The sequence below is a fragment of the Micromonospora sp. NPDC003816 genome (genome assembly GCF_042874705.1).
Lineage (GTDB): Bacteria > Actinomycetota > Actinomycetes > Mycobacteriales > Micromonosporaceae > Micromonospora.
In genome coordinates, this window is record NZ_JBIANP010000001.1 from 1,278,464 (window position 1) to 1,291,966 (window position 13,503).

Below are 13,503 nucleotides of genomic sequence, written 5' to 3' on the forward strand. Positions count from 1 at the left end.
CAGCGTGTTGCTGGCGCTCGGGGGTGTCCTCAGCGCCGGGGTCAGCGCGCTGCTCGGCAACATCACCGGCAACCTGCTCTCCGAGTGGTCCGTCACCGCCCTCGGCTCGGCCAGCCTGGGTCTGGCGGCGCTCGGCGTGGCCGCCTCCTTCCTGGTGGAGTGGCGACGCCGGCAACGGACTCCGGTGTCCGCCGACGACCACGCCGTCCCCTCGGCGACCGTCAACGCCCCCACCCTGCCCAGGTCGGGCGGGTTCACCGGACGCCCCGGACAGGCGGAGGAGGTGGTGGAGCTTCTCGACCCGGAGCACGCCGTGGCGGTGGTGGGTCGACGGGGCATCGGCACCTCCTGGTGCGCTATCAAGGCCGCCGACCTGTGCAAGGACCGGTTCCCCGACGGGCAGTACTACCTCGACCTGCGCCGAGGCGGTCGGGCGCTCTCGCCCCGGGAGGTCCTCACCGCGCTGGCCCGCATCCTCGGCACCACCCCGCCGTACTCGGGACGCGCCGACGACCTCGTCGACGCCGCGGACGCGCTGCGCGGCCAGGTCGACGGCCGCAGAGTCCTGCTGGTGCTGGACAACGTGGACGACCCGGCCCAGGTCCGCACGCTGCTGCCACCGACCACCCGGGTCTGCCAACTACTCCTGGCCGGCACCGGACGGCTCGGTGCGCTCAACGGAGTGCAGCCCTACGGGCTGGCGGAGCCCACCACGAAGGACGCGGTGGAGATGTTCGCCGTCGCCGCCGCCGGGGGACGTCGTCCGCCGCGCGACAACCCGCGTCTGGACCCCGACGTCGAGACGATCGTGGAGCTGTGTGGCCGCCAACCCCGTGCCGTGACCGCGCTGGGCCGGCAGACGACCACACACGGCTGGCGACACGCCGACGTGCTGCACGCACTGCGTCGGGCCGCCGACACACCACCGCACCAGCGGGTCGACTTCTCGCCGATGGCCGAGCTGGTCGTCGCGCAGGACACCGCTTACCACGCCCTCGGTGCCGAGGCGCGGAGACTGTGGCGGCTGTTGGCGCTCAGCCCGGTGCCGCTGGACCGGCCGAGCATCGCCGCGCTGGCCCGACGCCGCCCGGATCGCGTCGCCGCGCTCATCGACGAGCTGGCCGACGGCGCCTTCGTGAAAGCCGAGACCGGCGACCGGTACGAGATCAGAGAACCTCTCGCCCCGTACGCGCGGATGCACCTCCGGGCGACCGTGCCGGTGCGCCGCCGGGTGAACGCCCAGGCGCGGCTGACCCGGCACCTGGCCCGCCGGGCCGAACGGCAGGTGACCGGGCTGACGGCGCCCGGTCCGCCGGGGATCGACCAGCGACTACCGACCGACGACCCGTACGACTGGTTCACCCTGCACCAGGACCTGCTGATGGCCGTGGTCAAGGTGCCGGCCGGCGCGGTGCAGGCGCTGCCCCGGCGGGTACGGGGTTGGTGGTTCCGGTTGGCGGTGGCGTCGTGCGGGTGGCTCGCCCACGCCGAGCGGCGCGACGCGTGGGAGGACCTCTGCCGGACGGTGCTGGCCAACCCGACCACCCAGCAGCGGCCGGAGATCGCCGGGTGGGCGCACAACCAGTTGGGCGTGGTGCTGCGGCACCGCCACGACCCGCACGGCGCGATGGCCGAGCTGAGCCTGGCGGTGACCGCGCAGGGACGCCGGGGCACCGCCCAGGCCCGGATGAACCTCGGGCTGGCCCTGCTCGACCTGGGGCGGCTGGACGAGGCGGTGGCCCACCTGGAGTTGTCCCGTCGGCACCGGGCCGGCGGCGACCGCGCCGGGCAGGCCCTCAGCGACCTGGGACTGGGCGCGGCACGGCTGGCGCGCGGCGACCGGGAGGCCGCCCACGACCTGCTGGTGCGGGCGGCGAACACGTTCCGTTCGCTGGGCGACTCGCGTGGCTACGCGGCGGCGCTGACCAATCTCGTCCTGGTGCACGTCGCGATGGGTGAGTACCTCGACGCGGCCCAGGCGTGGCGGGCCGCGCTGCGCGAGTACGAAACGGTGGTCGATCCGACCAACCGGGCGGTGGCGCTGCTCAACGCGGGGGCGGCGCTGCTCGGCACGGCGCCGGGCCAGGCCGACCAGGCGTCGGCGTGGCTGACCGAGAGCCTGCGGCTGCGGGCGGGCGGTCGGGCCGACGCGGGGCTGGGTAGGACGCTGTTGCACCTGGGCGACTCGGAAGCCGCCCGGGAGCGCCACGACCTCGCCCGCCGACACTGGATCGACGCCTCGGCGGTCTGCGAGTCGGTCGGCGACGAGGAGGGTCAGCGGGCGGCCGACGACCGCCTGGCCGACATGCGGTCCGTCGAGTCGACGTCGGGGTGATCCGACGCCTCGCGGGCAGCGTGCCCGGTGCCGACGGTGTCAGAGGGTCTCGCCGGGGGTGAGATACCGGTAGCCGGGGACGGTCTCGCCGAACCAGCCGTTGACGCTGGCCAGGCCACGTTCGTTGAGCTGCGCGTCGTGGATCGCGACGACCCGCTCCGCCTCGGTTGCGACGGCGAAGTCGACGGCCTCGGTCAGCTTCAGCCAGGACGCCTGCGCCGGGACCAGGAGGGTCCGTACCGGTCGGCCGGGTGGATGCAGTGAGTCGCCCGGGTGGTAGACGTCGTCCCCGACCAGGTAACCGAGGTTGGCGCAGTCGGGCTGACCACCGTGGATGGTGGCGTGTCGTCCACCGACCGCGGTCACCTCGAGACCGGCGGCGGTGAACCGGTCGCCGGCCCGCACCCGGGTCACCGGCAGGGGTGCCAGGTCCGGCAACACGGCGCCCTCCGGCGCGAAGACCGGCACGCCGAGGCCGGCCAGCCGCAGGACGTCGATGTGGTCGGTGTGCTCGTGGCTGACCAGCACGGCGTCCGCGCCGACCAGTGCGCGCGGCTCGCTCCAGGTGCCGGGGTCGATGACGAGGACACCGCCGTCGTGTTCGAGCCGTACGCAGGAGTGGGTGTACTTGGTGATCCGCATGGCGCGACGCTAGGTCAGTCGGCCGCCGGGCGTGGTCCCGCGACGGCGGCGGCGGACGGGCGGTTCGTCGGCTGCCGCCGCCACCGCCTGGCACAGGTCCACGAGCGGGTCGTCGGCCTGAGCCGCGCAGGCGACCTGTCTCAGCAGGTCCCGCAGCTCGCTGCGCTGGGCGGGGGTGAGCGTCCGGAGCAGTCGGGTCTCGACGCCCGCCAGTGCCTCGCGGCGGCGTCGGGCCGCGTCGCGGCCGGCGTCGGTGAGCGTGACCAGGCGGCTGCGCCGGTCGACGGGATCGGGACGGCGTACCACCAGCCCGTCGCGCTCCAGGTCGTCGATCAGGTATGTCAGGACGGTGCGGTCGATCCCCAACTCCTCGGCGACCGCGCCCTGGTTGCGGGCGGGCTCCCGGTCGGCCGCGACGAGCACCTGGTAGCCGCGCGGGCCGCCGGGCAGGTCGCCGGCGACGTGGTCGGCCGCGCGGATGTAGGACCGGAAGACGACGCCGAGCATCCACCCGAGGTCGTCGGTGATCGGGTCGGTGCGGGGATCACTGTCCTGCGGACCGGTCATCCTCACAGATTAACCCAGATCACAGATTTTATTGGGCGAAGATGTTCTGTCCGCAATAACATCTGTGGTGCGGGGTGATCACCCCGCGAACGGGAAGGAACGCAGACATGAGCGACTACGGGCACTCCCTGACCTTCGGGTCGTTCCTGACGCCCGGCAACGCCGACCCGGCCGGGCCGGTCGGCCTGGCCATGCTCTCCGAGCAGGTCGGGCTCGACCTGGTCACCTTCCAGGACCACCCCTACCAGCCGGCCTTCCTGGACACCTGGACGCTGCTCAGCTTCGTCGCCGCGCGCACCGAGCGGGTACGGCTGGCCGCCAACGTGACGAACCTGCCGCTGCGACCGCCCGCCGTGCTCGCCCGCAGTGTCGCCAGCCTCGACCTGCTCAGCTCCGGTCGGATCGAACTCGGACTGGGCGCCGGGGCGTTCTGGGACGCCATCGAGGCGATGGGCGGTCGACGCCTCACCCCCGGCCAGGGCGTACGGGCCCTGGAGGAGGCAATCGAGATCATCCGCGAGATCTGGGACGCCGAGGCGCGGGGCGGCGTCCGGGTGGACGGCGAGTTCCACCGGGCGCTCGGCGCCAAACGCGGTCCGGCGCCCGCCCACGACGTCGGCATCTGGCTCGGCGCGTACAAGCCCCGGATGCTCGCGCTGACCGGACGGCGGGCCGACGGCTGGCTGCCGTCGCTGGCCTACCTGCAACCCGGCGACCTGGCCAAGGGGAACACGATCATCGACGACGCGGCCACCGAGGCCGGCCGGTCGCCGGAGGACGTCCGACGGCTGCTCAACGTCAACGGGCGGTTCACGGCGACCGGTCGCGGGCCGCTGGACGGTCCGGCCGAGCAGTGGGCCGAGGAACTGGCCGACCTCGCCCTGACCGACGGCGTCAGCACCTTCATCCTCGGCACCGACGACCCGGACGACCTGCGGCGCTTCGCCGCCGAGGTAGCTCCGGCCACCCGGGAGCTGGTCGCCGCCGAACGCGCCTCCGGTCGCGGCGGCGGCACGCCCACGCCGACCGACCGGGCCGAACTGTCCCCTGGCCCGACCCCGGCCGCCGCCGGTCGGACCGCCCGACCGGCGCGCCCCCGGGCCGAGCTCGGGTCGCGCGCCTTCGCCGTGGTGCCGACGCCCGACGACGGCGTACGCCGCAGCGACGTCCGGGTGTGGGACGAGTCGGCCCGGCCCAGCGGCCCGGCACCGGACCCGACGCGCACCTACACCGCACACGAGCAGGCCGGCGCCCAACACCTGATCGACGTCCACGACGGCCTGCGCAGCGAGCTGGCCCAGATCCAGGACCTGATCGAGCAGGTCGCGGCCGGGCTGGTCGACGTCGGCACCGCCCGGTCCCACATCAACACGATGACCATGCGGCAGAACAAGTGGACGCTGGGCACCTACTGCGAGTCCTACTGCCGGGTGGTGACCACGCACCACACCATCGAGGACCGCTCGCTCTTCCCGCACCTGCGCCGCACCGACCCGCGCCTCACGCCGGTGATCGACCGGCTGGAGGCGGAGCACCACGCCATCCACGACGTGCTGGAAGGCGTCGACCGGGCACTGGTCGCGTTCGTCGCCACCCCGGACGGCACCGCCGAGCTGCGGGCCGCCGTGGACCTGCTCAGCGACACGCTGCTGTCACATCTGGCGTACGAGGAGCGTGAGCTGGTGGAACCGATCGCCCGCCTGGGCGCGCACTGACCACCGGCGAGCCGCCATGCGGTGACGGAGCGACCGACGGGGGCGGGGACAATCGTGCTGTCGGACGCGGTCGGGAGGTCGGGTGTCACAGTCCACGGGCGCGGAGTCGCACCGCAACGGCGCGGACGACAGCCGGTTGCGGGCCGACTGTGGGCGGTGCTTCGGGCTCTGCTGCGTCGCCCCGGCGTTCTCGGCGTCGGCCGACTTCGCGGTCGACAAGCCCGCCGGGCAGCCCTGCCGCCACCTGCGCACCGACTTCGCCTGCGGCATCCACGTCGACCTGCGTGATCGCGGCTTCCCGGGCTGCACCGTCTTCGACTGTCACGGGGCCGGTCAGCGCGTCGCGCAGGAGACCTTCGGCGGGCGGGACTGGCGGGCCGCACCGGAGACCGCATCGCTGATGTTCGACGTCTTCGCGGTGATGCGTCCCCTGCACGAGCTGCTCTGGTATCTGACCGAGGCGCTCACCCTCCACCCGCCCGACGCGCTGCGCGCGGACCTGGACGCCGCGCTCGCCGAAACGGAACGGCTGGCCACAGGCAGCCCGCAGGACCTGCTGGCCCTCGACGTCGAGGCGTACCGGGGGGAGGTCAACCGGCTGCTGTCGCGTACCGGCGACCTGGCCCGGGCCCGTGGCGGCCCGCCGGGCGCGGACCGGCGCGGCGCCCTGCTGGTCGGTCGGGACCTGCGCCGGACCCACCTACGGGGGGCGAACCTGCGCGGCGCGGTGTTGATCGGCGCCGACCTGCGTGGGGTGGATCTGGCCCGGGCCGACCTGACCGGCGCGGACCTGCGCGGGGCGGCGCTGGACGGGGCCGATCTGACCGCCGCGTTGTTCCTGCACCAGTCGCAGGTCGACGCCGCGCGCGGCGACCGGCGGACCCGGCTGCCGGACCGGGTGACCCGACCCGCGCACTGGTCGGCGCTGCCGCTGACTCCCCGTCCGGCGGGCCGTCGGCCGAGGCGACGCTAGCGGCGGGTCGCGGCGACGGCCGCCCGCGCCTCGCTCATCCCCTGGTTGGCCAGCGCGTCCGCCCGCTCGTTCTCCGGGTGCCCGTTGTGGCCCTTGACCCACAGCCAGGTGACCTGGTGCCGGGCGCAGGCCGCCTCCAGCCGCTGCCACAGGTCGGCGTTCTTCACCGGTTGCTTCGCCGCGGTCCGCCAGCCGTTGCGCTTCCACGAGGCCAGCCAACTGGTGATGCCGTTGCGGACGTACGTGCTGTCGGTGTGCAGCTCGACGGTGACCGGCCGGGTCAGGCTCTCCAGGGCCTCGATGGCGGCCATCAGCTCCATCCGGTTGTTGGTGGTCGGAGTCGCCTCACCACCACACAGCTCCCGCTCGTGGGAGCCGTACCGCAGCAGGACACCCCAGCCGCCCGGGCCGGGATTGCCGCTGCACGCACCGTCGGTCCAGATCCGCACCACCCGACCGGCCGCCTCGTCCACCATGGGGGCAAACCTACCGAAGGCTCCCCCGACGGCCGGGCCCGGCACCCCGGTGCGACCGGGCGGATCAGCGTGGCGGGTCAGCGGGGCGGGGCGTCCGCGTCCGACGGGGCGACCACGGCGGGCGGGACGGTCCAGGGCGGACGGCGGCCCGGCGCGATCCGGTCGCGGAGCCGACCGGCCGCGTCGGCCACACCGGCGGTCACCATCGGCAGCATCCGGGTGGAGCGCATCACCGCCAGGTCCTCGGCGCGGGTGGTGCCGCCGTCGAGAAACCGCAGCACCCGCGACGGCGGGTTGCGGTCGAACAGCCGACCGAAGAACTCCGGACCGCCGACCAGGTCCCGGTCCAGGGCCCGCAACGCCACCGCGTCCATCCAGCGGTGCCGAGGCGGGTACGCCGACGCCGGCACCGGGTCCCGACCGGCGGCCACCTCCCGGGCCACCTGCTCGGCCTGGCGGTGCATCGCCGAGAACGTGAAGCCGGTCGACGGGCGGGTGGCGCCGCCGGCCGTGCCGAGACGGACCACCCGGGGCGACGGTCGGGCCACGAACGGCCCGTCGGTCATCGGGATGACGCCGTTCTCCACCTCGGTCACCGTGAGCCGGGCCGGATCGAGCCCGAGCAGGTCCCGGTAGCCGGCCAGGGCCGCGTCGTACGCCGCCGAGGTGAGCAGGTCCGGTCCGAACTCGGTGTACTCGACCAGGGCGTACCGGTTGTCGACCGGTAACACGTAACCGAACGAGACGCCCCGGACCGGTTGCGGGGTGCGGAAGTCCATCAGCACGGCCCGTTCCGGGTCGAACACCGGCCGGTCCGCCGCCAGCCACCAGCCACGGAAGTGCTGCAACCAGTTCGTCCGGCCGGGTCGACGCGGTGGCCGGGGCCGGGAGTCCAGCACCCAGGCGGCACGCAGGGGGCCGTCGCCGGTACGCACCACCACCCGGTCGCCCTCGTCGTGCACCTCCTCGGCACCGGCGACGATCCGCCGTACCCCGAGACGCCGTTCCGCCTCGGCGGCCCGGTCGTAGATCGGGCCGGAGCGCAGCATCGCGTACCGCAGGGGGTTCAGGTCCAGGGTGCGGTGCGTGCCGGGCGTCACCACCTCGACCTGCGTCCAGCTCGCGACGAGCAGCTCGTCCAGGTCGTTGCCGGGCTCGTCCCAGAACGCCCACGTGCGGTCCTGGCCACGCCGGTGCACCGGGTCGACGACCGCGATCCGCAGGTCGCGTACGCCGTGCCGGGCCAACGCGGCCAGCACCAGCGAGGCGGCACCACCCCCGCCGACCAGGGCGAGATCGACGTCGACCGGCGCGGAACTCATCCGGTCACGCTGCCACACCGGCCCCGCCGTCGTGGTGTCAGGCCCCGATCAGGGTCGGCGCGACGGTCGATAGGGTCACCGCACCGGCGCGTCGCCGTGCCGCGTGCCGCCACCGGAGGACGTCATGACCACCCGCGCCGCGAACACGCTCACCGCCCGCTGGGCCGCGACCCTCGACGGCGAGGCCACCGTGCTCTCCGGCGCGGGCGTCTATCCGCTGCTGGCGCTGCTCGCCCGGTACGCGGACGGTCCCGCCCGGGACGAACTGTCGGCCGTGGTCGGTGACCCGATGGGCGTGGACCTCACCGACTCCCCCACCACCCGGATGGCGCTCGGCTTCTGGGCACGGCGTGGCCTGCCGCTGTCCGAGCGGTGGCGCACCGAGATACCGGCCGCCCTGCGCGGCGAACTCACCGGGGACGAGGCCGTCGACCAGGCAGCGTTGGACGCGTGGGCGGCCGCGCGGACCGACGGACGGATCACCGCCATGCCGGTACGCGCCACCAGCGGGACGGCGATGGTCCTGGCCAGCGCGCTGTCGGTGCTCACCACCTGGAAGAAGCCCTTCGACAACACGCGGTGCCGGCCCACCGACGGTCCCTGGGCCGGACAGGATCTCGCCGGCCTGCGCCGACGCGGCCGCGACCTGGACGCCCTGCGGGTGGTCGACGCCGCCGGCGGGCCGGTGAGCCTGCTGACGGTCGAGGGCACCGAGGACGTCGACGTCCTCCTCGCCCTGGGTCCCGCCGGACACGGTCCCGCCGAGGTGCTGCCCGCCGCGATCGGCGTACTCGACGGGGACGCCCCCGCACTGCCGCTCACCGACGGGCCGGGCGTGACCGAGCAGATCGTCGACGCCTCGGACGCCACCCCCGAGTTGACGGTCTCCACCGTCGCGTTCACCGTCGACGCCTCCCACGACCTGCTGCGGCAGCCCGGTCTGTTCGGGCTGACGGCCGCGACCGACGCCACCGGGGATCACTTCCCCGGAATCACCGCCCGGCTGTCCGTCACGCAGGCCGTGCAGAACGCCACCGCCACCTTCCACGCCACCGGCTTCTCCGCCGCCGTGGTGACGGCCTTCGCGATGCGGGCCGGTGCGATGCGCCCACGGGCCACCGCACGCAAGCGGCTGGTCGAGTTGACCGTCGACCGGCCGTTCGGCTTCGTCGCCGTACACCGACCGACGAACCTGGTCCTCGTAGCCGGCTGGGTCACCCACCCCGCCGTCGTCGTGTAAGGAAGGGCCCCCTGCTATCGCCTGGTGTATAGGAAGGGTCCCTTCCTCACATCTCTCCATGGACAGACGCTGCCGGCCGGTACCCGTGGTGGGTACCGGCCGGCAGCGTTCTTGCTCCCCCATGTTCGAGGAAAGTCTGGATCGGTGTGGGGTCAGCTGTTCCAGTGTGCGGCGACGAGGTCAGCGGCCTGCTGCTCCCACTGGGCGTAGTGGTCGGGGAACGCCGACACCTGCACGGTCTGGGCGGCCACGGTCAGGGGCATGTCCTGCCAGCCGTCGACCTGCTTCAGGCCCTTCAGGAAGGCGAGGGTGGAGTACTCGGGGTCGGTGATCTGCTCCACCGTGCCCCAACCACTGGACGGACGCTGCTGGAACAAACCCTGCGAATCATGATCGTTGCGGTCACCCAGATGACCCAGATTCTCCAACTTCGACTCCTGAAACGCCGTACCGATCGCGATCACCGCGGCACGCTCGTCCATACCAGCCTTCTTCGTCGCCGCAATGATCGCCTTCGCGTTGCCGACCTGCTCATCGTCCAGATCGATACGCGACTGGGCACCCTGCACACCATGCGGCACCAACTTGCCGGAGTCCGGCTTGTCCGCCTGCACCGCCACCAACGAACCAGCCGTGACGGGGGTGGCGTCAGCCTGCCCGATCGGACCAGCGAACACACCACCGGCAAACGCCAGACCAGCAACACCGAGAACACTCTTACGCAACAGCTTCGAGTTCATCACAAGCTCCATCCGGGGGAAGACGCCACCCACAGGGAGATTGGGAGTGACGCAAACGCCGTCAGGCGCTAGAAGAAAGGGGAAATCCGACGGCAACACGGGCCCGAGAAGGGGAATCACCGGACCAGGCTTTGCGGCGTCGGGTCAATACACAACCACCTGCCAGCCCGCATCATTCCCAGGCCATCCACCAGCCTGACCCGGCACCGCGACCAGGCATAACCACCGACCGGGCCAGACCATTCCGACACCCGCCCGCCACCAATCCGGCGCAGCGAGAATCCGTCGGCCACCCTACGCGGGAGCGAGAATCCGTCGGCCACCAGCCTGCGCGGGGTGAGGTCCTGCGCGGTCAGCCACCCGATTACAACGCCCCGACCCCACCCCGGATTCCACCCAACCCCCACCCACCCGCATCCGACAAACGGACATTCGGCGTGAAAAGCGCGTCAGCCCATCTCCGCCGCCGCCCGCCTTGCGCGCCAACCCCGTTGATCAAGAAGTTTGGGGCGGATAGCAGAGGATCCGCGACTCAAACTTCTTGATCAACTCATCCAGGCCGGGCGGCCGGGCGGCCGGGCGGGGCCGGGCGGGGCAAGGCGGGGCAAGGCGGGGCCGGGGCTGGGGCGGGGCCGGGCGCGCTGGGGCGGGGGGACTTGGGGGAATCGGGTGGTGGGAACGGGACGGCTGCCACGATCGGCGCGACTCCGTGTCGACCTCGCCTTCCGCCCACCGGTCCCACTGCGCGGCAGGCCGACATCGACCGGATGCGCCGGACCGCCGGGCCCGTGGCGGGACCTTCCGCGACGCCCGAGGCGGTCGGGCGGACACGTGACGGCAACGAAGATTTCTCATTTTCACCGGATCGGGTCCCAAGCCCACCTAGTGTTGGGCACACCGGTGCTAGTCGCGGAGTTGGCCACCCGAACGACGTCCCACGCAGTCAGCGGACGAAAAGTGAGGGAAGACGCGTATGAAGGCAACCAGAGTTCTCGTACCGGCTGCGGGCAGCATCGCCTTGGGCGCGCTGCTCATGCCCGGAGTCGCCTGGGCGGACACCACGGTGTCACCGGCGACGACCCCGGTCGGGGGGACGGTCGTGCTCACCGCGACCACCTGCAACCCGAGCACCGGAGACGCGCTGTTCCGCGTCACCGGACCCGATCGGGACCAGAACGTACGCTCCACCACCGCCGCAGCCGGCGGCGGCCTGAGCGCCGAACTGTTCACCGCAGGTTTCACCCTCGGTACCTACACGGTGGCCGCCACCTGCGGAGACGGCACCTCGGACGGCAGCACCACGTTCACGGTCACCCCGATCGGTGGCGCCCAGGCCGGGGGCCGCACGCGCGACGACGGGCTCGGCACCCTGACCACCGGGGCGACCCTGATCGCCACCGCACTCGGTGGCGGCGTCATCCTGGCCCGCCGCCGCCGGCACGCCGAGGCCGCCGCGCGTCTCTGACGCGCCGGCACACCCCATCCATCCTGCGACGGGTGCCCGCGCCGTACGCCACGGTGCGGGCACCCGAGGGATACCGCACGGCAGGTGTCCCGACAGCCGTCTGACTCTCGCGATCGGAGGTGACCGTGCGGGCATACCACGGGGGGCGCGTGCTGCTCACGCTGGTCGCGGCCGTCGGAGTCGCGCTGGTGGGCGCGGGGATCGGGCGGCTGCCGGCCGGGCCGCCGCAGCCCGACGGCGCTCCGCACCGGGCCGGCACCGCGCCGAGCCTGCCGCCGCTGCCGCGCGCCGACCCCGTCGAGGTGCGGATCGAGGCCATCGGCGTACGCGCTCCGCTGGTGCCGGTCGCCGCCGACGCCTCGGGCGCGCTGGAGGTGCCGTCGCTGGACCGGCCGCAGGTCGCCGGGTGGTACCGACCCGGTGCCAGCCCGGGTGAGATCGGCAACGCGGTCCTGGTGGGCCACGTCGACTCCGGGGACGGCCCGGCCGTCTTCTTCGAGTTGGGGCGGCTGCGCCCCGGCGACACCGTCCACATCACCCGGGTCGATGCCACGGTGGCCCGTTTCACCGTGGACGCGGTCGAGGCGTACCCGAAGGAGCGGTTCCCCACCGACCTGGTCTACGGTCCCGGCGGCCTGGCCGGGCTACGGCTGATCACCTGCGGCGGCCGGTTCGATCCGGCACGCGGCGAGTACGCCGACAACGTGATCGTCTTCGCCACCCGCACAGCGTGAACCCGCACGGGCGTGAACCTGCACGGCGCGAACCCGTCCGAGGTGAGCCCGCGCGGCCGGTGGCGTGCGTTCGACCATCCCGACGCCGGGAAGACCCGAGCGTCCACGGCAGACCCGAGGAGCAACGATGGCCCAGGCAGCGATCAGGAAGAACACCGGAGCGGCCACGGCCGCGTCGTCGCGCACCGCGACCAAGCGGAGCAGCCCGGCGACCAAGCGGTCTCCCGGGACGGCGGCCGCCACGAAGACGACCGGCAAGGCAGCCACCGGCAAGGCAGCCACCGGCAAGGCAGCCACCAGCAAGGCAGCCACCAGCAAGGCGGCGACCAGCAAGGCGGCCGGCAGGTCGACGAGCAGGAAGGCCACGGCCGGTACGGCAGCGGCGACCTCCGCCCGGACGGCGCGGAAGAAGGCCGTCTCCGCCACCGCGAGCCCGACCCGGCGTCCCACCGCCAAGGCGACCGCCACGAAGAAGACCGCTGTCGCGAAGAAGGCGCCTGCGGCGAAGAGGACGGCGGCGAAGACGGCACCGGCGGGCAAGGCCACCGGTGGCCGGGCGCCGGCCACGAAGACCACCACGAAGAAGGCGGCGACCCGGAAGACGTCGGCCACCCAGGCCACCGCCGCGCGGTCCCGGGCCGCCGGAGCGCCGAGGCCGGCGCGGAAGGCGACCACGATGGAGTCTTTCGGCAGTCGGCGCGGCGCACGGACCCGCTGACCGGGGCGCTACCCGTCGGACAACCGGTGGAGGAAGCCCCGGGCCCGCTCGGTGATCTCCGGGCCGGAGCGCGATGGGCGCGCCACACCGTCCACCGCCTCCGATGTCCGGGGGCGCGCCACGCCCCCGGCGTCAGCCGTCGGGTCCGGTGTCGAGAGGATGTCGAGGTGGCGAAGCGAGACAGGCGGACCGAGGTGACCGGGATGTGCCCCTGCGGGCAGGGCATGCCGTACGCGGACTGCTGCGGGCGACTGCACCGTGGCGAGGCGGACGCGCCGACGGCCGAGGCGCTGATGCGCTCCCGGTACGCGGCCTTCGCCGTCGGCGACCACGCCTACCTGATGCGCAGCTGGCACTCCCGGACCCGTCCACCTCGCCTGCACCTCGACCCCGCCCAGCGGTGGACCGGGCTGGAGGTCGTCGGCACCGACGGGGGCGGGCTGTTCGACAGCACCGGGACCGTGGAGTTCCGCGCCCACTACCGGGAGGGCCGCGATCCGGGCACGGTGACCGAACGCAGCCGCTTCGGCCGGGAGGACGGTCGCTGGGTCTACCTGGATGCCGAGCGGCCCTGAG

General features: G+C 73.4%; 13 protein-coding genes. 7 read left to right on the plus strand and 6 right to left on the minus strand.

All coding sequences use genetic code 11. The annotated features are described in order from the left end of the window. Positions 1-4 precede the first annotated feature (4 nt). On the plus strand, positions 5-2,335 hold the full coding sequence (locus ACFYTT_RS05500; RefSeq protein ID WP_387257880.1) for a hypothetical protein: 2,331 nt from the start codon (positions 5-7) through the stop codon (positions 2,333-2,335). 39 nt (positions 2,336-2,374) lie between these two features. Here ACFYTT_RS05500 and ACFYTT_RS05505 read toward each other — a convergent pair whose 3' ends face one another. Next, on the minus strand, positions 2,375-2,977 hold the full coding sequence (locus ACFYTT_RS05505; RefSeq protein ID WP_387257881.1) for an MBL fold metallo-hydrolase: 603 nt from the start codon (positions 2,975-2,977) through the stop codon (positions 2,375-2,377). A 9-nt stretch (positions 2,978-2,986) separates the two neighbouring features. After that, a complete protein-coding gene (locus ACFYTT_RS05510; RefSeq protein WP_387257882.1) occupies positions 2,987-3,544 on the minus strand; it encodes a MarR family winged helix-turn-helix transcriptional regulator in 558 nt (185 codons plus the stop codon). Between the two features lie 107 nt (positions 3,545-3,651). On the opposite strand from ACFYTT_RS05510, the gene ACFYTT_RS05515 reads away from it, so the two are divergent. Continuing rightward, positions 3,652-5,259, plus strand: a complete 1,608-nt coding sequence (locus ACFYTT_RS05515; protein WP_387257883.1) for an LLM class flavin-dependent oxidoreductase — start codon at positions 3,652-3,654, stop codon at positions 5,257-5,259. Positions 5,260-5,341: 82 nt separating this feature from the next. Next, positions 5,342-6,232: a pentapeptide repeat-containing protein gene (locus ACFYTT_RS05520; protein WP_387257884.1), complete on the plus strand. Its 891-nt coding sequence runs from the start codon at positions 5,342-5,344 to the stop codon at positions 6,230-6,232. Here ACFYTT_RS05520 and rnhA read toward each other — a convergent pair. Together rnhA and ACFYTT_RS05530 are read right to left on the minus strand one after the other, a co-directional pair. Beyond that, complete coding sequence (gene rnhA, locus ACFYTT_RS05525; protein WP_387257885.1) at positions 6,229-6,708, minus strand: ribonuclease HI; 480 nt, start codon at positions 6,706-6,708, stop codon at positions 6,229-6,231. The two genes, ACFYTT_RS05520 and rnhA, sit on opposite strands and share 4 nt — an antisense overlap. Before the next feature lie 77 nt (positions 6,709-6,785). After that, on the minus strand, positions 6,786-8,030 hold the full coding sequence (locus ACFYTT_RS05530) for a lycopene cyclase family protein (RefSeq protein ID WP_387257886.1): 1,245 nt from the start codon (positions 8,028-8,030) through the stop codon (positions 6,786-6,788). A 124-nt stretch (positions 8,031-8,154) separates the two neighbouring features. On the opposite strand from ACFYTT_RS05530, the gene ACFYTT_RS05535 reads away from it, so the two are divergent. Continuing rightward, positions 8,155-9,270: a serpin family protein gene (locus tag ACFYTT_RS05535; RefSeq protein ID WP_387257887.1), complete on the plus strand. Its 1,116-nt coding sequence runs from the start codon at positions 8,155-8,157 to the stop codon at positions 9,268-9,270. Positions 9,271-9,422: 152 nt separating this feature from the next. On the opposite strand, the gene ACFYTT_RS05540 is transcribed toward ACFYTT_RS05535, so the two are convergent. After that, positions 9,423-10,010 (minus strand): hypothetical protein, encoded by a 588-nt coding sequence (locus ACFYTT_RS05540; protein ID WP_387257888.1) that lies wholly within the window; start codon positions 10,008-10,010, stop codon positions 9,423-9,425. Between the two features lie 973 nt (positions 10,011-10,983). Between ACFYTT_RS05540 and ACFYTT_RS05545 the strand changes: the two genes are divergently transcribed. Beyond that, on the plus strand, positions 10,984-11,475 hold the full coding sequence (locus tag ACFYTT_RS05545; RefSeq protein ID WP_387257889.1) for a hypothetical protein: 492 nt from the start codon (positions 10,984-10,986) through the stop codon (positions 11,473-11,475). Positions 11,476-11,627: 152 nt separating this feature from the next. Beyond that, a complete protein-coding gene (locus ACFYTT_RS05550) occupies positions 11,628-12,209 on the plus strand; it encodes a class F sortase (RefSeq protein ID WP_387257973.1) in 582 nt (193 codons plus the stop codon). On the opposite strand, the gene ACFYTT_RS05555 is transcribed toward ACFYTT_RS05550, so the two are convergent. Further along, positions 12,120-12,821: a hypothetical protein gene (locus tag ACFYTT_RS05555; RefSeq protein WP_387257890.1), complete on the minus strand. Its 702-nt coding sequence runs from the start codon at positions 12,819-12,821 to the stop codon at positions 12,120-12,122. The two genes, ACFYTT_RS05550 and ACFYTT_RS05555, sit on opposite strands and share 90 nt — an antisense overlap. Positions 12,822-13,130: 309 nt before the next feature. On the opposite strand from ACFYTT_RS05555, the gene ACFYTT_RS05560 reads away from it, so the two are divergent. Further along, positions 13,131-13,502, plus strand: coding sequence for a YchJ family protein (locus tag ACFYTT_RS05560; protein WP_131057111.1), 372 nt, complete (start codon positions 13,131-13,133; stop codon positions 13,500-13,502). The last annotated feature ends 1 nt before the right edge of the window (position 13,503 follow it).